At 72.0% G+C, this 26436-nt stretch carries 23 protein-coding genes; 14 read left to right on the plus strand and 9 right to left on the minus strand.

Going from position 1 to position 26436, the window contains the following annotated elements:
- Positions 1-40: 40 nt before the first annotated feature.
- The 4 genes from ACIQ7M_RS15335 to ACIQ7M_RS15350 all read right to left on the minus strand — a co-directional run bounded on the left by ACIQ7M_RS15335 (position 41) and on the right by ACIQ7M_RS15350 (position 2833).
- On the minus strand, positions 41-661 hold the full coding sequence (locus ACIQ7M_RS15335; protein WP_355770588.1) for a nucleoside triphosphate pyrophosphatase: 621 nt from the start codon (positions 659-661) through the stop codon (positions 41-43).
- Positions 662-711: 50 nt separating this feature from the next.
- Positions 712-840: a morphogenic membrane protein MmpB gene (gene mmpB, locus ACIQ7M_RS15340; protein ID WP_355770590.1), complete on the minus strand. Its 129-nt coding sequence runs from the start codon at positions 838-840 to the stop codon at positions 712-714.
- A gap of 160 nt (positions 841-1000) precedes the next feature.
- On the minus strand, positions 1001-1210 hold the full coding sequence (locus ACIQ7M_RS15345; protein ID WP_103554379.1) for an acyl-CoA carboxylase epsilon subunit: 210 nt from the start codon (positions 1208-1210) through the stop codon (positions 1001-1003).
- A 30-nt stretch (positions 1211-1240) separates the two neighbouring features.
- Positions 1241-2833 carry an acyl-CoA carboxylase subunit beta gene (locus tag ACIQ7M_RS15350; RefSeq protein WP_355773464.1) on the minus strand — a complete coding sequence of 531 codons (1593 nt, stop codon included), beginning with the start codon at positions 2831-2833 and terminating at the stop codon, positions 1241-1243.
- Between the two features lie 181 nt (positions 2834-3014).
- Between ACIQ7M_RS15350 and ACIQ7M_RS15355 the strand changes: the two genes are divergently transcribed.
- Together ACIQ7M_RS15355 and ACIQ7M_RS15360 are read left to right on the plus strand one after the other, a co-directional pair.
- Positions 3015-3884 (plus strand): biotin--[acetyl-CoA-carboxylase] ligase, encoded by an 870-nt coding sequence (locus tag ACIQ7M_RS15355; RefSeq protein ID WP_355773461.1) that lies wholly within the window; start codon positions 3015-3017, stop codon positions 3882-3884.
- Between the two features lie 341 nt (positions 3885-4225).
- Positions 4226-5596 carry an adenylate/guanylate cyclase domain-containing protein gene (locus tag ACIQ7M_RS15360; protein ID WP_386980590.1) on the plus strand — a complete coding sequence of 457 codons (1371 nt, stop codon included), beginning with the start codon at positions 4226-4228 and terminating at the stop codon, positions 5594-5596.
- A 94-nt stretch (positions 5597-5690) separates the two neighbouring features.
- Here the strand turns inward: ACIQ7M_RS15360 and ACIQ7M_RS15365 are convergent, their stop codons facing one another.
- Complete coding sequence (locus ACIQ7M_RS15365; RefSeq protein ID WP_403643951.1) at positions 5691-7400, minus strand: hypothetical protein; 1710 nt, start codon at positions 7398-7400, stop codon at positions 5691-5693.
- A 203-nt stretch (positions 7401-7603) separates the two neighbouring features.
- Here ACIQ7M_RS15365 and ACIQ7M_RS15370 point away from each other — a divergent pair, with 203 nt between their 5' ends.
- The 5 genes from ACIQ7M_RS15370 (at position 7604) to ACIQ7M_RS15390 (ending at position 13749) form a co-directional block, all read left to right on the plus strand.
- Positions 7604-8431, plus strand: coding sequence for an enoyl-CoA hydratase/isomerase family protein (locus tag ACIQ7M_RS15370; RefSeq protein WP_403643954.1), 828 nt, complete (start codon positions 7604-7606; stop codon positions 8429-8431).
- Between the two features lie 83 nt (positions 8432-8514).
- Positions 8515-9672 (plus strand): sensor domain-containing diguanylate cyclase, encoded by a 1158-nt coding sequence (locus ACIQ7M_RS15375; RefSeq protein ID WP_355773453.1) that lies wholly within the window; start codon positions 8515-8517, stop codon positions 9670-9672.
- Positions 9673-9837: 165 nt separating this feature from the next.
- Entirely contained in the window at positions 9838-11376 is a 1539-nt protein-coding gene (hutH, locus tag ACIQ7M_RS15380; protein ID WP_386980605.1) for a histidine ammonia-lyase, read from the plus strand.
- 222 nt (positions 11377-11598) lie between these two features.
- Complete coding sequence (locus tag ACIQ7M_RS15385; RefSeq protein ID WP_055556530.1) at positions 11599-11802, plus strand: cold-shock protein; 204 nt, start codon at positions 11599-11601, stop codon at positions 11800-11802.
- Between the two features lie 132 nt (positions 11803-11934).
- Positions 11935-13749: a DEAD/DEAH box helicase gene (locus ACIQ7M_RS15390; RefSeq protein WP_403643958.1), complete on the plus strand. Its 1815-nt coding sequence runs from the start codon at positions 11935-11937 to the stop codon at positions 13747-13749.
- A 210-nt stretch (positions 13750-13959) separates the two neighbouring features.
- Here the strand turns inward: ACIQ7M_RS15390 and ACIQ7M_RS15395 are convergent, their stop codons facing one another.
- Both ACIQ7M_RS15395 and ACIQ7M_RS15400 read right to left on the minus strand, forming a co-directional pair.
- On the minus strand, positions 13960-14712 hold the full coding sequence (locus tag ACIQ7M_RS15395; RefSeq protein WP_403643960.1) for a DUF2625 family protein: 753 nt from the start codon (positions 14710-14712) through the stop codon (positions 13960-13962).
- Positions 14713-14761: 49 nt separating this feature from the next.
- Positions 14762-15154: a hypothetical protein gene (locus ACIQ7M_RS15400; RefSeq protein ID WP_403643963.1), complete on the minus strand. Its 393-nt coding sequence runs from the start codon at positions 15152-15154 to the stop codon at positions 14762-14764.
- 110 nt (positions 15155-15264) lie between these two features.
- Between ACIQ7M_RS15400 and ACIQ7M_RS15405 the strand changes: the two genes are divergently transcribed.
- From ACIQ7M_RS15405 to ACIQ7M_RS15425, 5 genes are all read left to right on the plus strand, one after another.
- On the plus strand, positions 15265-15609 hold the full coding sequence (locus tag ACIQ7M_RS15405) for a hypothetical protein (protein WP_403643966.1): 345 nt from the start codon (positions 15265-15267) through the stop codon (positions 15607-15609).
- A 250-nt stretch (positions 15610-15859) separates the two neighbouring features.
- A complete protein-coding gene (locus ACIQ7M_RS15410; RefSeq protein WP_355773204.1) occupies positions 15860-17128 on the plus strand; it encodes an Ig-like domain-containing protein in 1269 nt (422 codons plus the stop codon).
- 245 nt (positions 17129-17373) lie between these two features.
- A complete protein-coding gene (locus ACIQ7M_RS15415) occupies positions 17374-18840 on the plus strand; it encodes an ABC transporter permease (RefSeq protein ID WP_403643970.1) in 1467 nt (488 codons plus the stop codon).
- A gap of 41 nt (positions 18841-18881) precedes the next feature.
- Positions 18882-19565 (plus strand): ABC transporter ATP-binding protein, encoded by a 684-nt coding sequence (locus tag ACIQ7M_RS15420; RefSeq protein WP_386989506.1) that lies wholly within the window; start codon positions 18882-18884, stop codon positions 19563-19565.
- Between the two features lie 108 nt (positions 19566-19673).
- On the plus strand, positions 19674-20444 hold the full coding sequence (locus tag ACIQ7M_RS15425; RefSeq protein WP_403643974.1) for a group II truncated hemoglobin: 771 nt from the start codon (positions 19674-19676) through the stop codon (positions 20442-20444).
- 19 nt (positions 20445-20463) lie between these two features.
- Here ACIQ7M_RS15425 and ACIQ7M_RS15430 read toward each other — a convergent pair whose 3' ends face one another.
- Positions 20464-21378, minus strand: a complete 915-nt coding sequence (locus tag ACIQ7M_RS15430) for a helix-turn-helix domain-containing protein (RefSeq protein ID WP_386989501.1) — start codon at positions 21376-21378, stop codon at positions 20464-20466.
- A gap of 174 nt (positions 21379-21552) precedes the next feature.
- Between ACIQ7M_RS15430 and ACIQ7M_RS15435 the strand changes: the two genes are divergently transcribed.
- Positions 21553-22596, plus strand: coding sequence for an NAD(P)-dependent alcohol dehydrogenase (locus tag ACIQ7M_RS15435; RefSeq protein WP_355773190.1), 1044 nt, complete (start codon positions 21553-21555; stop codon positions 22594-22596).
- Positions 22597-22852: 256 nt separating this feature from the next.
- Complete coding sequence (locus ACIQ7M_RS15440) at positions 22853-25042, plus strand: restriction endonuclease (protein ID WP_403643979.1); 2190 nt, start codon at positions 22853-22855, stop codon at positions 25040-25042.
- Positions 25043-25073: 31 nt separating this feature from the next.
- Here ACIQ7M_RS15440 and ACIQ7M_RS15445 read toward each other — a convergent pair whose 3' ends face one another.
- Positions 25074-26303, minus strand: a complete 1230-nt coding sequence (locus tag ACIQ7M_RS15445; protein ID WP_403643982.1) for a serine hydrolase domain-containing protein — start codon at positions 26301-26303, stop codon at positions 25074-25076.
- Positions 26304-26436: the final 133 nt, after the last annotated feature.

Here is a 26436-nt window from a genome sequence, read left to right on the forward strand (position 1 = left end):
GTGGCCGGGCGTCTTGACCGGACGCCCGGGCCCGAGGAACTCACGGCTCCCTGGGCGTCCACAACTCCGTGATGCCCACGCCGAGTTCGCGGAGCAGCCTGCGGACCAGCGGCAGTGAGATGCCGATGACGTTGCCGTGGTCGCCGTCGATGCCCTCGATGAAGGGCGCCGAGCGGCCGTCCAGGGTGAACGCGCCTGCCACGTGCAGGGGTTCGCCCGAGGCGACGTACGCGGCGATCTCCTCGTCGGTCGGTTCGCCGAAGCGGACCACGGTCGAGGCGATCGCGGACTCCCAGCGCTTCTGCGCGGTGTCCCAGACGCAGTGCCCCGTCTGGAGCGTGCCCGCCCGGCCGCGCATCGCCTTCCAGCGCGCGGTGGCCTCCTCGGCGTCGGCGGGCTTGCCGAGCGCCTGGCCGTCCAGGTCGAGCACCGAGTCGCAGCCGATCACCAGCGCGCCCTGGACCTCGGGACGGGCCGCCACGACGGAGGCCTTCGCCTCGGCCAGCGCGAGCGCCAGTTCGGCGGGAGTGGGCGCGGTGACGGCGTCCTCGTCGACCCCGCTCACGATCACCTCGGGGGCGAGACCGGCCTGCCGCAGCAGATTGAGCCGGGCGGGAGACTGGGAGGCGAGGACGAGACGGCGGCGCGGCTGATCGGTCATGCGATCAGGGTATCGGCGCCGATCCGCCCCCGCCTCGGCTGCCGGTCAGTTCAGCGGATGCCCACCAGGAGCATCCCGATCACCATGGCCAGCGCCAGGAGAACGCCCAGGCGTCGCAACATGTCCTGCATGTCGCGGAGATCCTCGGGGGGTTCGTTCTCGGGGTCGGACCACAGCATGCTCCCGATCGTGCGACGAGCGGGCGGCCCGACGCCTGAGTACGCGTACTCAACTTGCGGACATCCTGTGAAACCGAGATCCCCCCGGGGCGGTGTCCGCGGGGGGATCGGGGGTGTCGCGTGCCGGCGCGGGCCGTGGCCCCGAACCGCCGGACAGGCCCTAGCCGGGCCAGTAGCTGCGGCCCCACGACGTCGGGCCCGGCTGCGGGAGCCGGTGCGCGGCGATGCGGGCGGGGTCGGACCAGGAGTCACGCGGTCCGGACGCGCCGGACGGGGCGGACGCCACCGCCGCGGCGCGTGCGCGGACCACCGCCAGTGCGGCGGCCAGCTCCTCCGGGGTCGGATTGCCCCGTACGACCTTGATCGTCATGTCTGCTCCCAGGGTCCTGGTCGGCGGGGTCTAGAGCGGGATGTTGCCGTGCTTCTTCGGAGGCAGTGATGCCCGCTTCGTACGGAGCTGACGCAGGCCGCGTACGACGTGGGAGCGCGTCTGCGACGGCATGATCACGCCGTCGATGTAACCGCGCTCGGCCGCCGTGTACGGGTTCAGCAGCGTGTCCTCGTACTCCTGGATGAGCCGGGCCCGCGTGGCGTCCTGGTCCTCGGCGGCCGCGATGGTGCGGCGGTGCAGGATGTTGACCGCGCCCTGCGCGCCCATGACCGCGATCTGGGAGGTGGGCCAGGCCAGGTTGAGGTCGGCGCCCAGGTGCTTGGAGCCCATGACGTCGTACGCGCCGCCGAAGGCCTTGCGCGTGATGATCGTGATCAGCGGGACGGTCGCCTCGGCGTACGCGTAGATCAGCTTGGCGCCGCGGCGGATGATGCCCGTGTGCTCCTGGTCGACGCCCGGGAGGAAGCCGGGCACGTCCACGAACGTCAGGACGGGCACGTTGAACGCGTCGCACGTCCGCACGAACCGCGCGGCCTTCTCGCTCGCGTCGATGTCCAGACAACCGGCGAACTGCATCGGCTGGTTGGCGACGATGCCGACCGGGTGGCCCTCGACCCGGCCGAAGCCGGTGAGGATGTTCGGCGCGAACAGCGCCTGCGTCTCGAAGAACTCGGCGTCGTCCAGGACGTGTTCGATCACCGCGTGCATGTCGTACGGCTGGTTCGCGCTGTCCGGCACGATCGTGTCCAGCTCGCGGTCCTCGTCCGTGAGGGCGAGGTCCGCCTCCTCCGGGAACACCGGGGGCTCGCTGAGGTTGTTGGACGGCAGGTACGACAGAAGCTGCTTGACGTACTCGATCGCGTCCTTCTCGTCGCCCGCCATGTGATGGGCCACGCCAGACACGGCGTTGTGCGTGCGGGCGCCGCCCAGCTCCTCGAAGCCGACGTCCTCACCCGTCACCGTCTTGATGACGTCGGGGCCCGTGATGAACATGTGCGAGGTCTGATCGACCATCACCGTGAAGTCGGTGATGGCGGGGGAGTACACCGCGCCGCCCGCGCACGGACCGACGACCAGGCTGATCTGCGGGATGACACCCGAGGCGTGCACGTTGCGGCGGAAGATCTCGCCGTACATGCCGAGAGCGCTGACGCCCTCCTGGATCCGGGCGCCGCCCGAGTCGTTGATGCCGATGACCGGGCAGCCGGTCTTCAGCGCGAAGTCCATCACCTTCATGATCTTCTGACCGAAGACCTCGCCGAGAGCACCGCCGAAAACCGTGAAGTCCTGGGAGAACACGGCGACCGGACGGCCGTCGACGGTGCCGTAGCCGGTGACCACACCGTCGCCGTACGGGCGGTTCTTCTCCAGCCCGAAGTCGGTCGACCGGTGCCGCGCGAACTCGTCGAACTCGACGAAGGAACCGTCGTCCATCAGCAGTTCGATGCGCTCACGAGCCGTCAACTTGCCTTTGGCGTGCTGCTTTTCGACGGCGCGCTCCGAGCCGGCGTGCGTCGCTTCCTGGATGCGGCGCTGCAGATCCGCGAGCTTGCCCGCGGTGGTGTGGATGTCGGGGTGGTGCAGCTCTTCCGGCTCGGACATCGGGTTGCGGCTCCCTGCCTGATCTAAGGGGACGTGAGGGTGACTGCTCGGAAAACGCGGTGCTCAGAAAGAAGCGGTGCTCAGAAGCGGTGCTCAGAAGGGGGGCTTGCTACTCATCCGTAGCGTAGTGGCGTGCCTACCGATCGGCAGTGCGGCGTTTACCACACCTAGGCTGGGTTGCATGACGCCGCGAGATGCAGCAGACACGAACGACAACCGGTGGTCCGACCTGGACCGTCCGCCGCTGAACGGGGCCGCCCTGCGCAGGGCGCTGGTCCGTGACGGCGGCCTGTGGAGCGACGTGGAGGTGGTGGAGCGGACCGGGTCGACCAACACCGACCTGGCCGCGGTCGTCACCGGCGAGAAGGGGGCCGACGAGGGCGCCGTCCTCGTCGCCGAGGAGCAGAACGCCGGGCGTGGACGCCTGGACCGCCGGTGGACCGCTCCGGCCCGCTCCGGCCTCTTCTTCTCCGTGGTGCTGAAGCCCGCCGGAGTCCCCGTCGAGCGCTGGGGCTGGCTGCCGTTGCTCACCGGCGTGGCCGTCGCCACGGCGCTCTCGCGCTCCGCGGGAGTCGACACCGCCCTCAAGTGGCCCAACGACCTGCTGGTCACCGTGGACGGAGAGGAACGCAAGGCCGGCGGCATCCTCGCCGAGCGTGCGGGGAGCGACGCGGTCGTCGTCGGGATCGGCGTCAACGTCTCGCTGCGCGAGGACGAACTGCCCGTGCCCGGCGCGGGATCGCTGGTGATGGCGGGCGCCACGACCACGGACCGTGACACCGTGCTGCGGGCCGTGCTCCGCTCCCTGGAGCAGTGGTACGTGCGGTGGCGCGACGCGGGCGGCGACCCCGTCGCGTCAGGCCTCCAGGAGACGTACGCGGCCGGCTGCGCGACGCTCGGGCGCTCGGTGCGGGCCGAACTGCCCGGCGGACGGACGGTCGTCGGCGAGGCGGTGGCCCTGGACGGGGACGGCCGGCTCGTCATCGCGACCGCCGACGGCGTACGGGAGCCGGTGGGTGCCGGAGACGTGGTGCACCTGCGCCCCGCGTGAGCCGACGCCCCGACGCCCCGACGCCCACCACGAGCGGTCCGGACGCCGGGGGTCCGGTCGGCGCGGTGCGGCGGAGGTCCCGGGGCGCGGTGCGGTGGGAGCCCGGATCCACGGTGCGGCGGGAGTCCCGGGGCGCGGTGCGTGGGGACTCCGGCGGCGCGGGGCGGCGGGTGGGGCGAGGGTGCGGGCCGGTGGGGCGTGCGACGGCCGGGACGGGGAGTGGTCCAGACCTTCGGCACCTCTCGGGCCTCGGTCCCGCCATCGGGAGTGAGCCAGCGCACACCTGCCGTAGAGTTGAGCGCGGTCGAACCTGACCACGGCAGATCGGAAGGGCAGCAGGAGTGACCGTCGACGACACCGGCTCCGGCACGGGTGCCCACCCCGCCCCCGGCGGCGAGCCCGGCCGTACCGCCGGGCCGGTCACGGACGCGACACCCGCACGGGCCGCCGCGGCCGACGAGGCCGGTCCCGGCACCCGCCCGAACCACCGCCCGGACGACCGCCAGGACGCGGGAACCGGCCTCTCCGGCGACGACCTCGTCCCGGCGGGGAGCCGTCCCCGCGGGGACGAGCACGGCGCAGCGCGGCCGGAGGTCCGGCCCGACGCGCGGCACGAGGCGAACGGCCGGGTGGACCCCCAGGCCGAACCGGACTCCGAGGGCGATCCGCTCGCGCTGCGCCTCGAGGGGCTGATCCTCGGTGCCGAGCGGCGGTACACCCCCTTCCAGGCGGCCCGCAGCGCGGGCGTCTCCATGGAGCTGGCCTCCCGCTTCTGGCGGGCGATGGGCTTCGCGGACATCGGCCAGGCCAAGGCGCTGACCGAGGCGGACGTGCTCGCGCTGCGCCGTCTCGCCGGTCTCGTCGAGGCGGGCCTGCTGAGCGAGGCCATGGCCGTCCAGGTCGCCCGCTCCACCGGGCAGACCACCGCCCGTCTGGCCGAATGGCAGATCGATTCCTTCCTGGAGGGCCTGACCGAGCCCCCGGAGCCGGGAATGACCCGCACCGAGGTGACGTACCCGCTGATCGAGCTGCTCCTGCCCGAGCTGGAGGAGTTCCTCGTCTACGTCTGGCGCCGCCAGCTCGCCGCGGCCACCGGCCGGGTCGTGCAGGCGGCGGACGACGAGGAGATGGTCGACCGCCGTCTCGCCGTCGGCTTCGCCGACCTCGTCGGCTTCACCCGGCTGACGCGCCGCATGGAGGAGGAGGAGCTCGGCGAGCTCGTCGAGGCCTTCGAGACGACCGCGGCGGACCTGGTGGCGGCCCACGGGGGCCGGCTCATCAAGACCCTCGGCGACGAGGTGCTCTACTCCGCGGACGACGCCGGTGTCGCCGCGGAGATCGCGCTGCGGCTCATCGAGACGATGGCCAACGACGAGACGATGCCGGAGCTGCGCGTCGGCATCGCCTTCGGCACGGTCACCACCCGGATGGGCGACGTGTTCGGTACGACCGTGAACCTGGCGAGCCGGCTCACGTCGATAGCGCCGCGGGACGCCGTCCTCGTCGACGGCGCCTTCGCCGAGGAGCTGACCCGCACCGGCGACGCGCCCGCCTCCGAGGCGGAGGCCGCCGAGGCCGCGGCCGCCGCGGAGAAGGAGGGCGAGGAACCCCCCTCGTACCGCTTCGCGCTCCAGCCGATGTGGCAGCGGCCCGTGCGTGGTCTCGGCGTCATCGAGCCGTGGCTGCTGGCCCGCCGGGCCGACGACGCGTAGCGCCTCCGGTCACTGCTCGGAACCTCCTGGCTTCCACTCACCCGCCTCCCGGCTGCCCCTCACCGCCTCCCGCTCGCCGCTCGCCGCCTTCCGGTCACTGTTCGTCCTGGCCGGGCGACAGCAGCCCGTTCACACAGATCCCCACGATCGGTACGCACACGCCCGGTTGCTGGTGGGACGGCGCCGTGGCGCTCGGGCTCGGGGACGGGGTGTGCCGCGGTGTCTCGGCGGGCGGGGTGGCCGGCGGTGTCGACCGCGCGGCCGGCGGTGTCGTCGCGGGGGCTGTCGGGATGCCCGTGCTGCCGCCCGCTTCCGTGGCGGCGGGGGCCGCGCCGTGAGCCGCCGGGACCGTGGCGGCCGGTGTCCGCACCGACGCCGGGATCCCGCTCGTGTCCGAGGTGGGCGCCGGGCTCGTCCCGCCCATCGCGGGGCTCGCCGGCGCGGCTCCGGCCCGCGTGGGTGAGGGCATCGCCGCGACGGTCGGGACGGCGTCGCCCGCCGTGCCGTTGTCCGTGGCCGTCGCGACCGGCTCGGCCTCCGCGTGCCCTCCGTCCGCGCTCCCCGTCACCGCGTCCGGCGTCATCCGGGTGAGGCTCAGCACCCCCGCGGCGAGCGCGAGCCCGCCCGCGGCGAAGAGCACGCGGCGGCGACGGGGCTTGCGGTGCCGGCCCCGGACGACCCGCGGCCGGACGGGCGCGGGCTCGTCGGCGCCGGGCGTGTACACGGCCCCGCCCGCGCCCCCGGCCCGCGGCGGCGGAACGATCCCTCGCGCCCCGACCTCCGTCTCCGGCGAGACCCGCACCCCCTCGCGCGCAGAGCCCCCGGCCTCCGCCCCGCCCCCACGCACCCCGTCCCGGGCCACGCGCACGCTGGTTCCGGCCTCGTTCCGCCCGGTGTCCGTGGTGATCGCGGCCGCGCGCACGGTGGCTCCGGCTTCGGTCCGCCCGGTGTTCGTGGTGATCGTGGCCGCGCGCACCGTGGTTCGGGCTTGCGTCCGTCCGGTGTCCGAGGCGTCTCCGGCGGCGCGCGTCGTGTCTCCGGATTCCGTCGGCCGGGCGTCCGGTGTGAGGGCGGTCGCCGGTGCCTCGGCCCGCGTCTCGGCGCCCTGCCCGCCCGTCGCGTCCTCGCCCGCAGCGCTTCCGGCTTCCGGCCCTTCGGTTCCGCCCGTGCCCGTCGTGTTACCGGCATCCGGCCCCTGCGTGGCCGTCGTGGACGTGGACCCTCGGGCCTCGGCTTCGCGGACGTTCGTCACGCCTTCGGCCGCGGGGGCCTCGGCCCCGGTTTCCGGTCCCCGGCCGACCGCCGCGACCCCGGCCCCTCGTGAGGGGGTGCCCGGTGTGCCGGGGGCCCAGACCTTCGCGGCCCTGTCCGGAGCGGTCCCGGTCTTCGCGGTGGCCGGCGCGGGTCCGGGTGCGCCGGCCCGCGGGGACGGGGTACGAAACCCGGTGCCGGCCGCCTTCCTGGTCAGCGCCGTGTCGACGTCGGCCCTCTTCCTGGCGGCCGCCAGGATGGCGCCCATGCGGGCGGTGGGCGTTCTCACGGTGGGCGCGTCCGGGGCGTCCGACGCGGCGGTGCCGGGTGCGGTGGGGGACGGCATCGCCCTGTTGAGCGGCGTTACGCGGATCCACCCGTCGTCCGCCGCCGCGGGCGCCTCCGCCGCGGCGGAGGGACGACGGTCCGCCGCCGTGTCCGTCCCGGCGGCCCCGGCGGCCTCGGCGGCCGTCCGCTGGGCCGGCGGTCGTGTGAGTGTCGGTCGCGGGCCCGGCCGGGTGCTGGTGGCCTGCGGTGTCTCGCGGTTCGTCATGGTCGTCCCTCCCCGGTGAGCCGGTGTCCCCGATGCGCTGCGGCGGTGCGCAGGTTATGCACCCTCCGAGAGCGGCGAAACGAAGTTCGACGACATGTCACTCGAACGAGGTGGTACGGCCCGAGGAGGCGGGTTTCGCTGGACGGCCGCGGCTGCGATGATCGGGGCATCGATTGTTAACCCGCGTTAACCGGGAGGGTGTCATGGCGCAGCAAGAGGCGGACCAGGTGGCGGAGCCGGGCGAGCGGAGGTTCGGCGAGTTCGTGGCCGTACGGCGGCACGGGCACGTCGCCGAGCTCGTCCTCGACCGGCCCAAGGCCATGAACGCCGTGTCCACGGACATGGCGCGGTCGATCGCCGGCGCCTGCGACGCCCTCGCCGCCGACCGGGACGTGCGCGTGGTCGTGCTGACCTCCACGCACGAGCGCGCCTTCTGCGTCGGCGCCGACCTGAAGGAGCGCAACTCCTTCACGGACGCCGAGCTGGTACGGCAGCGGCCCTTCGCGCGGTCCGCGTACACCGGGGTCCTGGAACTGCCGATGCCGACCGTCGCCGCCGTGCACGGCTTCGCGCTGGGCGGCGGGTTCGAGCTGGCGCTGTCCTGCGACCTGATCGTGGCCGACCGTTCGGCGGTCGTCGGACTGCCCGAGGTGTCCGTCGGCGTGATTCCCGGAGGCGGCGGTACGCAGCTTCTGCCGCGCCGGGTCGGAGCCGCGCGCGCCGCCGAGCTCATCTTCTCGGCGCGGCGTCTGGAGGCCGCCGAGGCGAGGGAGTTGGGGCTGGTGGACGAGCTGGTGGAGGCGGGGCAGGACCGGGCGGAGGCGCTCGCCCTGGCGGCCCGGATCGCCGCGAACTCGCCGGTCGGGCTGCGCGCCGCCAAGCGGGCCCTGCGCCTCGGTCACGGACTCGATCTGCGCGCGGGTCTGGAGGTCGAGGACGCGGCCTGGCGGTCCGTCGCCTTCTCCGGGGACCGGGCGGAGGGAGTCGCGGCGTTCAACGAGAAGCGCAAGCCGGAGTGGCCGGGGGAGTAGTCCCGGGACCGGACCGCACGAGCCGTACCCCTGTTCGCCCCGCCGATGTCCCAATTATGGGCAAATATACCTAGCCTGGGGTGATGGGTGGTGAGGACAGTCGGCTGAGGGCCGTGGTGACGCTGGCGCAGGGGATGGCGGCGGCGCACACCCCGCGGGAGTCGTGGCGGGCCGCGGCGCTCGGCGCGTGTCACGCGCTGACGGGGAGCTTCGCCGCGCTCTCCGTGTGGGAGCGCGAACTCGGCCGGCTGCGCGTGCTGGCCAACGTGGGCGAGCGCGCCCCGGACGAGGACGAGTTCCCCGACGGGGAGGCCTACCCGGTGCACCAGTTCCCGGAGATCACCGAGTTCCTGCACGAGCGCTGGGCGGGCGGCGGCGAGCCGAACGCCTGGGTCGAGACCGCCGACGGCCCAACGGTCGGCGCCTTCGGGTACTGCCACCAGCGCGTGGCGGCACTGCGCAGGCGTGGCCGCGGCTGCTGCGTCGTCGCTCCGATCGTCCTGCACGGGCGGGCCTGGGGCGAGCTCTACGTGGCCCGTTCGGCGGGCGCGCCGGTCTTCGGTCCGCGGGACGCCGACTTCGCGACCGTCCTCGCCTCCGTCGTCGCGGCCGGGATCGCCCAGACCGAGCGTCTGGAGGAGGCCCGGCGCCTCGCCTACACCGACTCCCTGACCGGCCTCGCCAACCGCCGCGCGGTGGACGTACGGCTGGAGGAGGCCGTGGAGCGGCACAGGGAGGACGGTGCCGTGGTCAGCCTCGTCGTCTGTGACCTCAACGGGCTCAAGCGAGTCAACGACACCCAGGGGCACGCCGTCGGCGACCGGCTCCTCGAACGGTTCGGGTCGGTGCTCTCGCTGTGCGGGGCCATGCTCCCGGGCACCCTCGCCGCGCGGCTGGGCGGCGACGAGTTCTGTCTGCTCGCGGTGGGCCCGTCGGCGGACGACGTGGTGCGGATCGCCGGCGAACTCTGCTATCGGGCGGCGGAGTTGGAGCTCGGCGAGGGGGTGGCGTGCGGGGTCGCCTCGACCGGGGACGCGATCGGCCCCGTACGGTCGGCGCGGCGGCTGTTCCGGCTGGCGGACGCGGCCCAGTACCGGGCGAAGGCCGTCCGGGCCGCGAAACCCGTGGTCGCCGGGCGTGAGGGCCCCGACGATCCCGTCGTACGTCTCGCGGACGCGCCCTCGCCCACGGCGGGTGAACGCCGCAGGTTCCGCGGACGGCACGACAGGCCCCGCACGTGACCTGCGCGGCGCCCCGCACGTGGCACAGGCGGCGCGCGCAGCGCCGGACGCGGCACCCTTCGGGACGTACGAAGCCGTCGTTGTGACGTACGCCGGAGTAAGGGGTCAACCCGCCACCCGCTAGTGACATCGAGGAATTCACTGCGTACGCTCCTGAATATGGATATGCACACTGTGGTGGTGGGGACGTCCGGAGTGACCGCGTCCGACGTTCTCGCCGTGGCGCGCGAAGGCGCCCGGATCGAGCTCTCCGACGAGGCGGTGGCGGCCCTCGCCGCGGCCCGCGCGATCGTGGACGCGCTGGCCGCGAAGCCGGAGCCCGTCTACGGCGTCTCCACCGGTTTCGGCGCCCTGGCGAGCCGGCACATCAGCCCGGAACTGCGCGCCCAGTTGCAGCGCAACATCGTCCGCTCGCACGCCGCCGGCATGGGCCCGCGCGTCGAGCGCGAGGTCGTCCGCGCGCTGATGTTCCTGCGGCTCAAGACCGTCTGCTCCGGGCACACCGGTGTGCGGCCCGAGGTCGCGCAGACCATGGCGGACATCCTGAACGCGGGCATCACCCCGGTCGTCCACGAGTACGGCTCGCTCGGCTGCTCCGGCGACCTGGCGCCGCTGTCCCACTGCGCCCTGACCCTGATGGGCGAGGGCGACGCCGAAGGCCCCGACGGTGTCGTGCGCCCCGCGGGCGAGCTGCTCGCCGAGGCCGGCATCACCCCCGTCGAGCTGCGCGAGAAGGAGGGCCTCGCCCTCCTCAACGGCACCGACGGCATGCTCGGCATGCTGGTCATGGCCCTCGCCGACCTGGAGACGCTGTACAAGTCGGCCGACGTCGCCGCCGCGCTCTCCCTCGAAGCGCTCCTCGGCACGGACAAGGTCCTCGCCCCCGAGCTGCACGCCATCCGCCCGCACCCCGGCCAGAGCGCCAGCGCCGCCAACATGCTGGCCGTGCTGAAGGGTTCGGAGCTCACCGGCCACCACCAGGACGACGCCCCGCGCGTCCAGGACGCCTACTCCGTGCGCTGCGCCCCGCAGGTTGCCGGCGCCGGCCGGGACACCCTCGCGCACGCCCGCACGGTCGCCGAGCGCGAGCTGGCCGCCGCCGTCGACAACCCGGTCGTGCTGCCCGACGGGCGCGTCGAGTCGAACGGCAACTTCCACGGCGCCCCCGTCGCCTACGTCCTCGACTTCCTCGCCATCGCCGCCGCCGACCTCGGCTCGATCGCCGAGCGCCGCACCGACCGGCTGCTCGACAAGAACCGGAGCCACGGCCTGCCGCCGTTCCTCGCGGACGACGCGGGCGTCGACTCGGGCCTGATGATCGCCCAGTACACGCAGGCCGCTCTGGTCAGCGAGATGAAGCGGCTCGCCGTCCCGGCGTCGGCGGACTCCATCCCCTCCTCCGCCATGCAGGAGGACCACGTCTCCATGGGCTGGTCGGCGGCGCGCAAGCTGCGCACCTCCGTGGACAACCTGACCCGGATCGTGGCCATCGAGCTGTACGCCGCCACCCGCGCGATCGAACTGCGTGAGGGCCTGACCCCGGCCCCTGCCTCGCGGGCGGTCATCGACGCGGTCCGCGCGGCCGGCGTCCAGGGCCCCGGCCCGGACCGCTTCCTCGCCCCCGACCTGGCGGCGGCGGACGCGTTCGTGCGCGCGGGCGGCGTGGTGGCCGCGGTGGAGCCGGTGACCGGCCCGCTCGCGTAGCAGAGCTCGTCGCGTGTGGGCCGGGGCTGTGTCCCGGCCCACACGCTTCGCCTCGCCCTCTGGTATCAGGGTGTGCTACTGTCTCATTGATACGTTTTTGGTACCCATTTACTTTGTGCGCCTGATCGGAATCCTCCGCAGGCGCGTTTTGTTTTACCGGCATCTCCGGCATTACCCGGTGCATCTCCGGATGGGGGCCCACTACCTGTTCAGGAGAACAACATGGCTACTGGCACCGTGAAGTGGTTCAACTCGGAAAAGGGCTTCGGCTTCATCGAGCAGGACGGCGGCGGCCCGGACGTCTTCGCCCACTACTCGAACATCGCCAGCTCCGGCTTCCGTGAGCTCGTCGAGGGCCAGAAGGTCTCCTTCGAGGTCACGCAGGGCCAGAAGGGCCTGCAGGCGGAGAACATCGTTCCCGCCTAGTTCGAACGCGCTTTTCCAGAGCCGGGTCCCGCCCCTTCGGGTGCGGGACCCGGCTCAGCGCTGTGACAGCTCATGCAGTCGGTGAGCGCTGTGTGTGCAGTCCGTGGGCCCAGGAAGGAAAACAGATCCAGCATGACTCGATCCGAACGTCCCGTCCGTAAGCGGCCGGCGAACGCACGTGCCGCGCAGTCCGGCGGCTCCGCGAAGAGCGCGGGCCGGGGAGCCGGCCGCGCCGGCGCCCGCAAGGTCGCGCCTCCGCAGGAGTTCTCCCTGCCCGAGACGATCACGCCGGCGCTGCCCGCGGTCGAGTCCTTCGACGCGCTGGACATGCCCGCCGCCCTGACGAAGACCCTCGCGGCCCAGGGCGTCACCGAGCCCTTCCCCATCCAGGGCGCCACCCTGCCCAACTCCCTCGCCGGGCGCGACGTGCTCGGCCGGGGACGCACCGGCTCCGGCAAGACGCTCGCCTTCGGGCTCGCGCTCCTCGCCCGCACCGCCGGCCGCCGCGCCGAGCCGCGCCACCCGCTCGCGCTCGTCCTCGTCCCCACGCGCGAACTCGCCCAGCAGGTCGACGACGCGCTGACGCCGTACGCCACGGCCGTCAACCTGCGCGTGGTCACGGCCGTGGGCGGGATGTCGATCGGGCGCCAGGCCGGCACGCTGCGCCGCGGCGCCGAGGTGCTCGTCGCCACGCCGGGCCGGCTCAAGGACCTCATCGAGCGGGGCGACTGCGCCCTCGGCCAGGTCGCGATCACCGTGCTGGACGAGGCCGACCAGATGGCCGACATGGGCTTCATGCCGCAGGTCACCGCGCTGCTCAAGCAGGTCGAGCCGGGCGGCCAGCGGCTGCTCTTCTCGGCCACCCTCGACAAGAACATCGACCGCCTCGTCAAGATGTTCCTCACCGACCCCGTGGTGCACTCCGTCGACCCGTCCGCGGGCGCGGTGACGACCATGGAGCACCACGTGCTGCACGTCGCCGACGAGACCGACAAGAAGGCCGTCGCCACGCGCATCGCGGCCCGTGACGGCCGGGTCATCCTCTTCGTCGACACCAAGCGCGGCGCCGACCGCTTCACCAAGCGGCTGCTCGCCAGCGGTGTCCGGGCCTCCGCCCTGCACGGCGGGCGCAGCCAGCCGCAGCGCAACCGCACCCTCGACCAGTTCAAGAACGGTCAGGTCACCGCGCTCGTGGCCACCAACGTGGCGGCCCGCGGCATCCACATCGACGACCTCGACCTCGTGGTCAACGTCGACCCGCCGACCGACCACAAGGACTACCTCCACCGCGGCGGCCGCACCGCCCGCGCCGGAGAGTCCGGCAGCGTCGTCACCCTGGTGCTCCCCGAGCAGAAGCGTGAGATGACGCGGCTGATGGCGGACGCGGGCATCACGCCGCGCACCGCCCGCGTGAAGTCCAGCGACGAGGAACTCGCCCGTCTCACCGGCGCCCGCGAGCCTTCCGGCGTCCCCGTCGTGATCGAGGTCCCGCAGCCGGTCGAGCAGCCGAAGGCGCGGCCCAAGACGCGGCGTGCCACCGGTGGCGGCGCCCGGCGCCCGGCGGTCGCCGACGGCGACACGGCCGGACGCGCGAGCGCCGGTTCGGACGGCCAGGCCCGCCGCCGGCGCGGCGGACGTCCGGGCTCGGACGCGGGCGCCGCGACGGGCGGCACGCCCGCCGGACGCCGCACGGGCACCGGCGCGAGCCGTCGCACGGAAGCGGGGGGAGCGGCCGCGGGTCGTCGTACCGAGACCGGTGGTGGCGCGGGTCGTCGTACCGAGACCGGTGGTGGCGCCGGCCGTCGTACGGACGCCGGCGGTGGCGCGGGTCGTCGTGGCGAGGCCGGTGGCGGCGCGGGTGCGGGTCGCTCCGGTGGCCGCGGGCGTGCTCCGCAGCGCGGTGGCCAGAACGGCGGCCAGGGCGCCGGCGGCCGCAGGGCCGCCTGACCTGACACGATCTGGCCTGACCTGACCTGACACGAGCTGATCTGAACCGACTTGACCTGACTTGATCGGTTCGGCTTCACGGTGGCCCCGTAACCCCCTGGCGCACGCCTCGGGTTGCGGGGCCGCGCTGTGAGCTGCCCGGTTCCCGGGGACGGGAGATCCGTTCTCGCGGCGGCCGGAGCCGTGGCCGGGCCCCGTGCCGCGAGGGGTTCAGACGTCGCCGAGGAAGCCCGGGTCCACCCCGTCCAGTTTCAGGGCGACATCCCGGTGCAGGCCGAGGAGTTCGGCCAGCGGCACCGCCCGGCGGCTGGTCGACATGAGGTCACGCCGCGCCTCCGCCGACCACAGGAACGGCACCACGGACAGCCCCTGGACGCCCGTGAGGGCACCGGACTCGGCCCGCCAGCCGGGCCAGCGCAACGTGTCGTAGAAATGATCCGTGCCCTCGCGCAGGAGCCACTGGAGCCATGCCCCGTGGCCGACTTCGAGCGATTCCCACTTCAGGGAGTCGGGCGCGAAGTACACGATCTCGCCGGGGCGGCCGGGACGCCCCACCGACTCGGGGTCGGGGCCGTTGAGGACGAAGACCCCGCCCAGCACGTCGTGGCCGACGACGAGCCCGCCGTCCTGCGGGCGCCAGTCCGGATCGAAGTACTCGGGGAATCCGTTGACTTCGGCCAGCGAGGGCAGGTCCGTCGTACCGCCCGGCAGCCCCGTGGAGGAGTCCTCGGCCGGACTGCCGTAGATCCGCAGCCATCCGCTGTCCAGCACCACACCGCCGCAGTTGAGCACCATCCCGCCCAGCCAGGACCGTGCCGTGACCTGGAGTTGGAGCAGGCTCGCGCGGCCCAGGTCCAGGTCCACGGGAGGAACCTCCATGGACACCCCGCTGGCGGCGAGCGCCTTGGACAGCAGCGGCCAGGACGGTTCCTCGACGTCGGTCAGCTCGCTCAGCTTTCGCATGGCTTCCCCGTGGGTTGTCCGGAACGCGGTCGGTGCGCGGTCGGTGCGCTCAGTAGGCAATCATGCGCTCTCGGCGCACGGAATACGCCACGAATCCGGCGCCCAGAGCGAGGAAGAGCGTGCCGCCGACGAGATACGGCGTGGTGTCCACGGCGCCGGTGTCCGCGAGCCGGGTCCCGTCGTCACCGGCCGGCGTGCCCGGCCCGTTGCCGTCGGAGAGCGCGCTCGGCCCGCTGTCGTCGGAGACCGTACGGGCACCGCCGTCGCCCGTATCGGTGGACATCCGTGTCGTCGCGGTGACGGTCGGTGCCGCGGGCGCGGACGTCGTCGCGCTCGGTGACGGTACGTCCTGGGTCGCGTTGGCGGACGGGACGAACCACAGGGCACCCAGGAGGGTCCCCGCTGCGGTGGCGGTCAGCAACGATCGACGTGCGGCGGACACGAAATATCGATCCCCTTGTGGCGCTTGCGAATTGGCCGTGCGGGCCGATGCTAATGAAAGGCGCGGGTCGTGGGAAAGTCGCGCATGCCAGGAGCCGTACGCTCCCTCCCATGAGTACCCCTGAGACTTCACAATTTGTCCGGCTTCGTGTCGAACTCGTTCTGGAGGTCGACGACGCCGACGCGGTCACCCGGGCCGCGCTGGGCCGGATCAGCGATGATGCGGACATGCCGGCCGAGGAAAGGGCGCACGCCGAGGCCGCAGTGACGGAAGACACTGCGGAGGCCCTGGCTTATCTCGTCGACCCGTTCGACCTGGTCAGCGAGGTGCCCGGAGTCGAACTCGCGCAGGCGTCGTGGAGCAGTGAGCCCGTTGACTACGATCCTGATTCGCCGGATTGGGACATCGACGAGGATGATGCCGAAGAGGACGACGAGGAAGACGTGCGCGGCTGACGCGGTCCGGGAGGCGTGACCCCGGCCGGTGGACGCCGTCCGGGGCTCCTTGCCCCCGGCGCGGCAGGACCGCCTCCGTGTCTCCCCGGCGTCAACCCTCCGTACCGTTTCGGTCCTTGTGGCCGGGTGCGGTCGCGTGCGGCGGACGTGGCGTGAGCCACACTTCCGAGGGAAGTGGAACGGGAGTAACCGGTTGCGGCGTTCTTAGTAGTTACGGGACTGCCGTAGTCCTTTTCGGGAATCGGCGACGATGGAGAAGCGTGTGATGACGATCAGTAAGCGGCGCAAGCGTCTTGTGGCGGCGTCCGCACTGCTCGGCGGGGTGCTGGTGCTCTCTGCGTGCAGCGGAGGCGACGACAAGGCCGGCGCGTCGGACGGCGGCGACTCCACGTCGCAGGCCAAGGTCGACGAGGCCGCGGCCAAGAAGACGTCCGAGGCACTGATCAAGATCACACCCAAGGACGGCTCCGACAACGCCTCGATCAACAACGGCACCGCCGTCGCGGTCACCAAGGGCACGCTCACGTCCGTCACGATGAAGACCGCGTCCGGCACCGACGTCGCCGGTCAGATATCGGCTGACAAGAAGAGCTGGAAGCCGCTGAACCGCCTGGACCGCGCCACGACGTACAAGATCGCAGCCGAGGCCGCCGACTCCGAGGGCCGCACGGCCCACGAGAACGCGTCGTTCACCACGGTCTCCCCCGCCAACAGCTTCATCGGCAACTTCACGCCCGAGGACGGTTCCACCGTCGGTGTCGGCATGCCGGTCTCGATCAACTTCGACAAGGCGATCACCGACAAGGCCGCGGTGCAGAAGGGGATCACGGTCACCTCCAGCAGCGGTCAGGAGGTCGTCGGGCACTGGTTCAACGCCAACCGCCTGGACTTCCGCCCGGAGGCCTACTGGACGGGCGGCTCCACCGTCACCCTCAAGCTGAACCTCGACGGGGTCCAGGGCGCGAGCGGTGTCTACGGCGTGCAGCAGAAGACGGTCACCTTCAAGATCGGCCGCAACCAGGTCTCCATCGTCGACGCCAAGACCAAGACGATGCAGGTCACCCAGGACGGCAAGGTCGTCAAGACCATCCCGATCTCCGCGGGTGCTCCGGACCACACCACGTACCAGGGCCAGATGGTGATCTCCCAGAAGTTCAAGGAGACCCGGATGGACGGCTCGACCGTCGGCTTCACGAACGACGACGGCAAGGGCGAGTACGACATCAAGGACGTGCCGCACGCGATGCGTCTGTCGAACTCCGGCACCTTCATCCACGGCAACTACTGGGGCGCGAAGTCCATCTTCGGCTCCGTCAACACCAGCCACGGCTGTGTCGGCCTGTCCGACACCAAGGGCGCCAACGACGCCAACACGCCCGCCGCGTGGTTCTTCAACCACTCGCTGATCGGTGACGTCGTGGTCGTCAAGAACACCGGCGACAAGACCATCGCCCCGGACAACGGCCTCAACGGCTGGAACCTGGACTGGGCGGCCTGGAAGGCCGGTTCGGCCGCCTGACCCGAGACGCGGACGCCCGGCCGAGACCGGACCCCGTGCGGCGGACCGGCCGAGGCCGGGGCGCGAGCGAGTGAACGCCGATGCGGCGGTGGCCCCCACGGGCCGCCGCCGCATCGGCGTTCACGCACATCCGCGTCTCCCGCATCGGTGTCTCCCAAAGATTTCTGGGCCCGGCCACAGCCTTCTCATGGTTCTTTTATTTCGGCCTTATTCCTTCATCACGCGCCGTAACTAGCTTGCGGCGCATGTTCTTCACCTACCTGAGGCGCGAACTGCGCCGCCGCAGAAAGGCGGCCCTCGTCGTCGCCTCCGGGCTCGCCCTGGGCATAGCCCTGGTCATCGTGGTCAGTTCCGTGTCCTCGGGCATGGAGAAGGCCCAGGGCAAGGTCCTGCAGTCGCTGTACGGGCTCGGGACCGACATGACGGTCACCAAGGCCGCGGCCGCCCAGAGCACCAGCGACCGCCCCCGCTTCAACTTCGACGCGAACGACAGCGATTCCGACAAGGAACAGAGCAGCGACCGCGTCATGGTCCAGGGTTTCCAGACCCTGGCCTCCTCGACCGTCTCCAAGGTCGACGCGCAGCAGGGCGTCGCGGACTCCGTCGGCGGCCTGAGCCTCCAGGTCGTCCGCATCAACGGCCAGTTCACGCGCGGCCAGTTCAAGCAGGACCCGAACAGCGGCGGCGGCAGCCGGCAGGGCGGCCCCGGGGCCCAGCAGTCCCCGCAGGGCCGTGTCGAGGGCGGCGGCGCCAACTTCGACGTCAACAACTACACGGTCTACGGCACCGACGTCACCAAGCCGGCCCTCGGCCCGCTGACCTCGTCGAAGATCACCAGTGGTCGTACGTTCAAGACCTCCGAGACGAACGCCAAGGTCGTCGTCGCGGACAAGTCGTACGCCAAGGAGAAGAAGCTCAAGCTCGGTGGCACCGTCACCATCAAGAGCGTCAAGTACAAGATCATCGGCATCGCGACGCCCGACAGCGGCGACGCGGCGGCCAACCTCTACATTCCGCTCCAGCAGGCGCAGACGCTCAGCGACTCCAAGAACAAGGTCACGACGATCTACGTCAAGGCCTCGGACTCGCAGCAGATCGCCGGCGTGAAGAGCACCATCCAGAAGAACATCTCGGGCACGACGGTCACCACCTCCGCCGACCTCGCGGACACGGTCTCCGGCTCCCTGTCCACCGCCTCCAACCTCGCCTCGAACGTCGGCAAGTGGCTGTCGATCGCGGTGCTCGTGGCCGCGTTCCTGGTCGCCGGTCTGCTCACCTCCTCCGCCGTCTCCCGCCGTGTGCGTGAGTTCGGCACCCTCAAGGCGCTCGGCTGGAAGTCGAGCCGCGTGACCCGCCATGTGGTCGGCGAGGCCATCGTCAACGGTCTGGTCGGCGGCGTCCTCGGCATCGCCCTCGGCCTCGCGGGCGCCTACGTCGTCACCGAGATCAGCCCCAACCTCCAGGCCCAGGTGGCGAGCGCGGGCCGTGGCGGAGGCGGCGGTTTCGGCGGCGGTGGTGGCGGCGGCTTCGGCGGCCCGGCGCGGCAGAGCGCCTCCAAGGCCCTCGACGTCGCGCTCACCGCGCCCGTCAGCGTCAACACCATCGTCATCGCGGTGGGCCTGGCCGTGGCCGGTGGCCTGATCGCCGGCGCCTTCGGCGGCTGGCGCGCCTCCCGGCTGCGTCCCGCCGACGCCCTGCGCCGCGTCGAATAGGCCCCGCCCCTCACGTACTTACGTATCCCAGGAGTAACACCATGTACGAACTCAGAGGCGTCATCAAGCGCTATGTGCGGGGCAAGGAATCGATCAACGCGCTCGCCGGGATCGACCTGACGATCGGCGACGGCGACCGGCTCGTCATCCAGGGCCCCACCGGCGGCGGCAAGTCCACCCTGCTCCAGATGCTCGGCGGGCTCGACCGTCCCACCGAGGGCAGCGTCGAACTCGACGGCGTCGACATGGCGAAGCTGTCCGAGGCGAAGCTCACCAAGGTGCGCAGCGAGAACATCGGCTTCGTCTTCCAGAGCTTCAACCTGATCCCCACGCTCACCGCCCAGGAGAACGTCGAGACCGCGCTCGTACCGCTGCGGGTCAAGGCGAGGGAACGGCGTGAGCGGGCCGCCGCGGCCCTGGAGTCCGTGGGCCTCGCCGAGCGCCTCGGGCACCTGCCCGCCGAGCTCTCGGGCGGTCAGCAGCAGCGCGTGGCGATCGCCCGCGCCCTGGTCAAGCAGCCCAAGGTGCTGCTCGCCGACGAGCCCACCGGCAACCTCGACGAGTCCATGCGCGACGAGATCATGGAGGTGCTCGAAGCCATGTGGAAGGAGCACGGCCTGACCTTCATCATGGTCACGCACGACTCCGCGATCGCGAAGAAGGCCCCGCGCCTCGCGACGATCCGCAAGGGGAAGATCACCGTCAAGGAGAACGCGGCACTGTAGTGGCGGCACGCACGCGCCCCGGGCCCGTCGGGGCGCGGGAATGAGCCCGCAGCGAACGGGCCACCGGAAACAGAGCTTCCGGTGGCCCTTCCGTGTTTGTGTGGAGACATGACCGTCTCGACAGTCGAATACATCCGGTACCGCATCCCCGAGGAGCAGTCGGCCGCGTTCCTCGCCGCCTACACCCGCGCCGCCGTCCAGCTCGCGGCGGCCCCGCAGTGCGTCGACTACGAACTCGCGCGCTGCGAGGAGGACTTCGAGCACTTCGTCCTGAGGATCACCTGGACCTCGACCGAGGACCACATCGAGGGCTTCCGCGCCTCCGAGCTCTTCCCGGACTTCCTCGCCGAGATCCGCCCGTACATCGGCAGCATCGAGGAGATGCGCCACTACAAACCGACCTCCGTGCGCGGCCAGGGCGCCTCCGTGCCCACGCTCTACGCCTGGGCGGGCGGCGCCGAGGCCTTCGCCCGTCTCACCGAGGCCTTCTACGGCAAGGTCCTCAAGGACGACCTCCTCGCGCCGCTGTTCGCGGGTCTCGCGCCCGAACACGCCGCCCATGTGGCCCTCTGGCTCGGCGAGGTCTTCGGCGGACCGCCGGGGTACACCGAGACCCAGGGCGGCCACGGTCACATGGTCGCCAAGCACCTGGGCAAGGGCATCACGGAGGTCCAGCGCCGCCGCTGGGTGAACCTCCTCCAGGACGCCGCCGACGACGCGGGGCTCCCCACCGACGCCGAGTTCCGCTCCGCCTTCCTCGCCTACGCCGAGTGGGGCACGAGGCTCGCCGTGTACTTCTCGGGCCCGGACGCGACACCGCCGGCGGAGCAGCCCGTACCGAAGTGGACCTGGGGAGCCGCGCCGCCGTACCGGCCCTGAGCCGGGCGCACCCGCGTGATCAGTGGGGTGAGGACGCGCCCGCGCGGGTCGCGTCCGTCCCCCACGACGCCAGCAGCCGCAACGCCCCGGCCGACTCCGACCCCGGCTCCGCGTGATACGTGACCAGCGCCAGCTCCGTGTCACCGATCAGCCGGAACGACTCGAACTGCAACGCGAGGTCCCCCACCAGCGGATGCCGCAGCAGCTTCACCCCGTGGCTCTTCTCCTTCACGTCGTGCGTCGCCCACAGCCGCCGGAAGTCCTCGCTCTTCACGGACAGCTCCCCGACCAGCGCGGCCAGCCGCGGATCGTCCGGATGGCAGCCCGCGTCCATGCGCAGCAGACAGACGATGTCGATCGCCTTCTGCTCCCACTCCACGAAGAGGTCCTTGTACTCGGGCCGCAGGAAGACCATCCGCGCCCAGTTCCGCTCCTGCGGCGGCAGCTCCGACCAGTCCCCGAAGACGGCCGCCGCCATCCGGTTCCACACGAGCACGTCGGAGCGCCGTCCGGTGATGTACGCCGGGACGCCGTCGAGGGTGTCGAGAAGCTGGCGCAGGGAGCCGCGCACCTGCTGCGGCCGCGCCGCCTGCCGCTTCTTGTGCTGCTTGGGCTTCGCGAGGTGCGTGAGGTGGTTGTGCTCGGCGTCCGTCAGCCGCAGCGCCTTCGCGATGGCGTCCAGCACCTCCGCCGACACATTGCGACCGTGCCCCTGCTCCAGGCGCGTGTAGTACGCGACGGACACCCCGGCGAGCTGGGCCAGCTCCTCACGGCGCAGCCCGGGCACCCGGCGGTGCCGCCCGAAGTCGGGCATCCCGACGTCCTCCGGCTTCAGCCGGGCACGGCGGCTGCGCAGGAACTCGCTCAGCTCGGCACGCCGGTCGAGGGGGAGAGCCGCCTCACCGGCGGGACCCACGGAGGGCTGTTCATCCATATGTCCAGTATCAACGGTCGTACGACACGGAGCCTGACCCCGCCAGTGGTAGGACCAGTGAACGTACGCGGAACCGTGGTCTGGGTGAGCCGTGCGGGATCGGGCAGGCTTGACGCCGTGCCCGGCGCGAGACAGCCGGGCACGGACCACCCCCCTCCCGAGGAGAACTCCGGCATGACCACTGTCGTTGCGTACGCCGCGCCCGCCGCCAAGGCTCCGCTGGAGCGCACCACCATCGAGCGTCGCGCGGTCAGGGAGCACGACGTCCTGATCGACATCAAGTTCGCCGGCATCTGCCACTCCGACATCCACCAGGCCCGCGAGGGCTGGGGCAAGGCCGCCTTCCCCATGGTGCCGGGCCACGAGATCGCCGGCATAGTCGAGGAGGTCGGCCCCGGCGTCACCAAGTTCAAGGTCGGCGACCGCGTGGGCGTCGGCTGCCTCGTCGACTCCTGCCGCGAGTGCGACAACTGCCTGGCCGGTCTGGAGCAGTACTGCACCGGCGGGGGCGTCGGCACGTACAACGCCGTCGGCAAGGACGGCGAGCCCACCTACGGCGGCTACTCCCAGAAGATCGTCGTCGACGAGAACTACACCCTGCGCATCCCCGACGGCATCTCCCTCGATGTCGCCGCGCCGCTGCTCTGCGCCGGCATCACCACGTACTCCCCGCTCAAGCACTGGAACGCCGGCCCCGGCAAGAAGGTCGCCATCCTCGGCATGGGAGGTCTCGGCCACATGGGCGTCAAGATCGCCCACGCCCTCGGCGCCGAGGTCACGGTCCTCTCCCAGTCGCTGCGCAAGAAGGACGACGGCCTGAAGCTCGGCGCCGACCACTACCACGCCACCAGCGACCCGGAGACCTTCAAGGCGCTGCGCGGCACGTTCGACCTGATCCTGTCCACCGTCTCCGCCCCGCTGGACCTGGACGCCTACCTCGCCCTGCTGCGCACGGACGGCGCCTTCGTGAACGTGGGCGCGCCCGAGGAGCCGGTCCGGCTCAACCTGTTCTCGGTGATCGGCGGCCGCAAGACCCTCGCGGGCTCCGGCATCGGCGGCATCCAGGAGACCCAGGAGATGCTGGACTTCTGCGCCGCGAACGGCTTCGGCGCCGAGATCGAACTGATCGACGCGTCCGAGATCAACGAGGCCTACGAGCGGGTCCTGGCGAGCGACGTGCGCTACCGCTTCGTGATCGACACGGCCACGATCCGGTAGTCCCGGCCGAGCCGGCCGCTTCGCGGCACAAGACGGCGCACGACCCGGAGGCGCCGTTCCCGTCCTACGACGGGAACGGCGCCTCCGGTGCTTCCCGACCGGAGGTGACCTGCCAGAATGCCCGGTCACGGCGGCCGCCGTCCCATGGATGTGCGGGATGGTGATTACTGGATAGAGTCACCTCTTTACACATGGTTGTGGGGACAACCAACGGGGGCCGTTCGGCCGCCGGCATCGGGGGAGGGCCTGCAAGCTCATGAGTCGTCGCTCTACGGGTTTCGTCGGTGTCTGGGCCGAGGCGCAGCGGCAGCAGCAACGCCAGCGGGAGCTCGACGAGAGACGGCGCAGGCAGCAGGAGCAGCGGGCGCGGGCCCACCAGCGGCGGGCCGCCCAGGAGTACCGCGAGTACCGGCAGGCGGAGGCGCGCCGCCGTACCGATGAACTGGACGCCGAGGTCGCCTCGTTGCAGGGTCTGCTCGCCGCGGGCTGCCGGGCGCCCGCCTTCCGGGCCGCCTCGCTCCTGCGTCCCGAACAGATCCAGCCCTTCGCCCCGGGTCCGCTGGCGCAGCCGGTGGTCATGCCGGACATCGGCCGGTACCAGGCACAGAGCGGCTGGACCGCGAACCGCCGGGCGCAGGCGCAGGCCGAGGCGCAGGCGCGCTTCGAGCGGGACTGGCACGCCGCCCAGGCCGCCGAGGCCCACCGGCAGCGCCAACTGGCCTCGTACCAGCGGGAGTACCAGCAGTGGGCCGATGCCCAGCTGGCGGACGTGCGACGGCACAACGCGGGTGTGGCCGAGGTGGCCGAAGGAGTCCTCCGCGGGGATCCCGACTCCGTGATCGAGTACTTCTCCGCCGCGCTCTACTCGTCGTCGGCGTGGCCGGAGGGCTTCCCGCGCGGGGTCACCGCCGCCTTCGACGCGGCAGCCGGGGAACTGGTCCTCGACTGGGAGCTGCCCGCCTACGACGTCGTCCCCGAGGTGAAGGCCGTCCGGTACCTGTCCGGCGCCGACCAGGACAAGGAGACGGCCCGTCCCGTGACCCAGCGGCGGGGCCTGTACCGCGAGGTCCTCGCGCAGAGCCTGCTGCTCGTGCTGCACGAACTCTTCGGCGCCGACGAGCGGGGCACGCTCGCATCGGTCGTCCTGAACGGCTTCGTGGACGGACACGACCCCGCCACGGGCCGGCCGGACCACATCGTCCTCGCCACCGTCAGGGCCGTCCGTTTTCCGTTCCTCGAACTGCGCCTCGCCCAGGTGGACGCGGCCAGTTGTCTGACCGACGGACTGCGCGGGCAGCTCTCGGCCCGGCCGGACCAGCTCACGCCCGTACGGCCCGGCCGGCGGCCGCGGGACGTGGGGAACCGCGTCGTCGCCCACGGCGGCGACGAGGATCCCGATCTGTACGCCATGGACCCGATCGCGTTCGAGGAGCTCGTGGCCGATCTGTTCCGGGCCATGGGGATGCAGGCGGTGACGACCCAGCGCTCGAACGACGGCGGTGTGGACGTCGACGCGCTGGACCCGGCGCCGATCCGGGGCGGCAAGATCGTCGTCCAGGTGAAGCGCTACCGGAACACCGTGCCGCCCACCGCGGTACGCGATCTGTACGGGACGGTGCAGGACGCGGGCGCCAACAAGGGGGTGCTCGTGACGACGTCGGGGTTCGGCCCCGGCTCGCACGCCTTCGCCGAGGGCAAGCCGCTGGAGCTCATCGCCGGTCCCGAACTCGTGGATCTGCTGCATCGGCACGGGCTGCGGGGGAGGCTGGGGGACGGGGACCGCTCGGGGGCGGCTTCGTCGTCCCGGCCGGCGCAGGGGTCCCGGTCGCCCGAGGCGTCCCGGCCTGGTCAGGGGTCCGGGGAGCCCAGGCCTGCTCAGGGGTCCCGGGCGTCGGGGCCGTCCCGGTCGTCGTCGGGGGCGCCGCGGGCGGGCCGGCCGGATGCGGGGCCCCGGCTGCCCGACGACCACAACGTCCTCGGGATGGGATGGACCGGAGACGTCGCGCTGGACGTCTGCGCGCTCGTCTGCCGAGGCGGGCGGGTCCTCGGCGACGATCACTTCGTCTTCTACAACAACCCGCGGACACCGGACGGTTCGGTGTCCGCGCTGCCCGCGGCGCCGCCCGACAAGGCCGCGATCGGCGTCTCCTTCGACGCCCTGCCGGCGGAGGCCGACCGGGTCGTCCTCGTGGCCGCCATCGACCCCGAGGCCGACCCGGACGCCGACCTCTCCGGCTTCACGGACGCCGGCATCCGGCTGCTCGGCCCCGACCTGGCCGAACTGGACCGGCTCGACGTCTCCGACGGCCGGTCCGGCGAGACCGCCCTGGTCCTCGGCTCCTTCCGGCGCCGGGCCGACGGGAACTGGACGTTCGTCCTCGGCGGCAAGGGCTACCCGGGCGGGCTCGCGGAACTCGTACGGGACTTCGGCATCGCGGTGGAGTAGGACCGCACGCGGGGCGCGCCCCGGTCGGGCCTCAGGGGCCGACGACCGCGCCGGCGTAGACGTTGTCCGGAGTGACGATCTCCGTGACGGCCCTCGCGACCAGCGTGGACGGCTCCTGGCCCTCGTACGTGATGTCGGTGTTGAGCATGATGACCAGGGTGGCCTTCTTCGAGGGCAGATACACGGTCACGGTCTCGTATCCCGGCAGGGAGCCGTTGTGCCCGATCCATCCGCTGGCGTTGAAGATGCCGAGGCCGTACGTCGTTCCCGGGAAGCCCGTCGGCAGCGTCTTGAGGCGCTGTGCCTGGGTCTCGGGGCTGAGCAGCGTGCCGGTGGCGACGACCTTGGCCCAGTGCCGCAGGTCCTGGAGGTTCGAGATCATCGCCCCGGCGGCCCAGGCCCAACTAGGGTTCCAGTTCGTGGAGTTGGTGACCTCACCGCTCAGTGTCTGGTCGGTGTAGCCCTGCGGGTGCGGTTCGGGGAACTCGTTCCCCTTCGGGAACAGCGTGTGGCGCAGATGAGCCGGGCGCAGGACCCGCCCGTCGATGACGTCCCGGAGCTTGTGACCGGTGACCTTCTCGACGACGAGGCCCAGCAGGATGAGGTTGCTGTTGCAGTACTCGAACTGCGCGCCCGGGGCGAAGGTGTTGGGGTGCTTGAAGCCGTACGCGAGCAGCTCCCGCGGGGTGAAGACCCGCTGCGGGTCGCTCAGCAGGTCGTGCTCGAAGTCCGCGTCGGAGGTGTACGGGAACAGTCCGCTGCGCATCTCGGCGAGCTGGCGGAGCGTGATCCGGCGGCCGTTCGGCACGCCGGGGATGTAGCGGGAGATGGGGTCGTCCAGCCGGACCTGGTGCCGGTCGACGAGTTCGAGCAGCGCGGTGACGGTGAAGGTCTTGGTCTCGCTGCCGATCCGGACGTAGGAGTCGGCGGACATCGGCTTGCCGGTGGTCTTGTCGGCGACGCCGGTCGCGCGGACGTAGTTCCCCTTGCCGGGCATCCACAGCCCGACGACGACACCGGGGATGCCGGCCTGCTCGCGGACGTGTGCGACGGCCTTGTCCAGCCGGGCGCTCAGTGCCGGGTCGAGGCTGTCGCTCGCGTTGTCGTCCTCGCCGTATCCGTCCGCGCCCGCCGCGTGGACGCCGGCCGGGCGGACACCCGGCGCGCGGAGGGCCGCGGCCGGCGTCGTCGTCATCGGGGCCAGCACGGATGCCGCGAGCAGTGCCACCGCGAGGGGACGGCGGTAGGAGGTATGTCGCATGAGGGCGCCTCTTCCGGATCGGGTTCAGGTCCCCGTCACGGGAACAGACGGCAACACCACCACTCGCGCCCCCGCCACGAGCCCCGGTCCGATCAACGTTCCGGCAAGTCCACTCGATCGGAGCCACGGTGGC

The organism is Streptomyces sp. NPDC096324, from assembly GCF_044763015.1.
GTDB lineage: Bacteria > Actinomycetota > Actinomycetes > Streptomycetales > Streptomycetaceae > Streptomyces.

Coding starts and splice junctions, on each gene's coding strand:
- ACIQ7M_RS15335 (WP_355770588.1), bottom strand. CDS start 661: ATGACCGATCAGCCGCGCCGCCGTCTCGTCCTCGCCTCCCAGTCTCCC.
- mmpB (WP_355770590.1), bottom strand. CDS start 840: ATGCTGTGGTCCGACCCCGAGAACGAACCCCCCGAGGATCTCCGCGAC.
- ACIQ7M_RS15345 (WP_103554379.1), bottom strand. CDS start 1,210: ATGACGATCAAGGTCGTACGGGGCAATCCGACCCCGGAGGAGCTGGCC.
- ACIQ7M_RS15350 (WP_355773464.1), bottom strand. CDS start 2,833: ATGTCCGAGCCGGAAGAGCTGCACCACCCCGACATCCACACCACCGCG.
- ACIQ7M_RS15355 (WP_355773461.1), top strand. CDS start 3,015: ATGACGCCGCGAGATGCAGCAGACACGAACGACAACCGGTGGTCCGAC.
- ACIQ7M_RS15365 (WP_403643951.1), bottom strand. CDS start 7,400: ATGACGAACCGCGAGACACCGCAGGCCACCAGCACCCGGCCGGGCCCG.
- ACIQ7M_RS15370 (WP_403643954.1), top strand. CDS start 7,604: ATGGCGCAGCAAGAGGCGGACCAGGTGGCGGAGCCGGGCGAGCGGAGG.
- ACIQ7M_RS15375 (WP_355773453.1), top strand. CDS start 8,515: ATGGGTGGTGAGGACAGTCGGCTGAGGGCCGTGGTGACGCTGGCGCAG.
- hutH (WP_386980605.1), top strand. CDS start 9,838: ATGCACACTGTGGTGGTGGGGACGTCCGGAGTGACCGCGTCCGACGTT.
- ACIQ7M_RS15385 (WP_055556530.1), top strand. CDS start 11,599: ATGGCTACTGGCACCGTGAAGTGGTTCAACTCGGAAAAGGGCTTCGGC.
- ACIQ7M_RS15390 (WP_403643958.1), top strand. CDS start 11,935: ATGACTCGATCCGAACGTCCCGTCCGTAAGCGGCCGGCGAACGCACGT.
- ACIQ7M_RS15395 (WP_403643960.1), bottom strand. CDS start 14,712: ATGCGAAAGCTGAGCGAGCTGACCGACGTCGAGGAACCGTCCTGGCCG.
- ACIQ7M_RS15405 (WP_403643966.1), top strand. CDS start 15,265: ATGAGTACCCCTGAGACTTCACAATTTGTCCGGCTTCGTGTCGAACTC.
- ACIQ7M_RS15410 (WP_355773204.1), top strand. CDS start 15,860: ATGGAGAAGCGTGTGATGACGATCAGTAAGCGGCGCAAGCGTCTTGTG.
- ACIQ7M_RS15415 (WP_403643970.1), top strand. CDS start 17,374: ATGTTCTTCACCTACCTGAGGCGCGAACTGCGCCGCCGCAGAAAGGCG.
- ACIQ7M_RS15420 (WP_386989506.1), top strand. CDS start 18,882: ATGTACGAACTCAGAGGCGTCATCAAGCGCTATGTGCGGGGCAAGGAA.
- ACIQ7M_RS15425 (WP_403643974.1), top strand. CDS start 19,674: ATGACCGTCTCGACAGTCGAATACATCCGGTACCGCATCCCCGAGGAG.
- ACIQ7M_RS15430 (WP_386989501.1), bottom strand. CDS start 21,378: ATGGATGAACAGCCCTCCGTGGGTCCCGCCGGTGAGGCGGCTCTCCCC.
- ACIQ7M_RS15435 (WP_355773190.1), top strand. CDS start 21,553: ATGACCACTGTCGTTGCGTACGCCGCGCCCGCCGCCAAGGCTCCGCTG.
- ACIQ7M_RS15440 (WP_403643979.1), top strand. CDS start 22,853: ATGAGTCGTCGCTCTACGGGTTTCGTCGGTGTCTGGGCCGAGGCGCAG.
- ACIQ7M_RS15445 (WP_403643982.1), bottom strand. CDS start 26,303: ATGCGACATACCTCCTACCGCCGTCCCCTCGCGGTGGCACTGCTCGCG.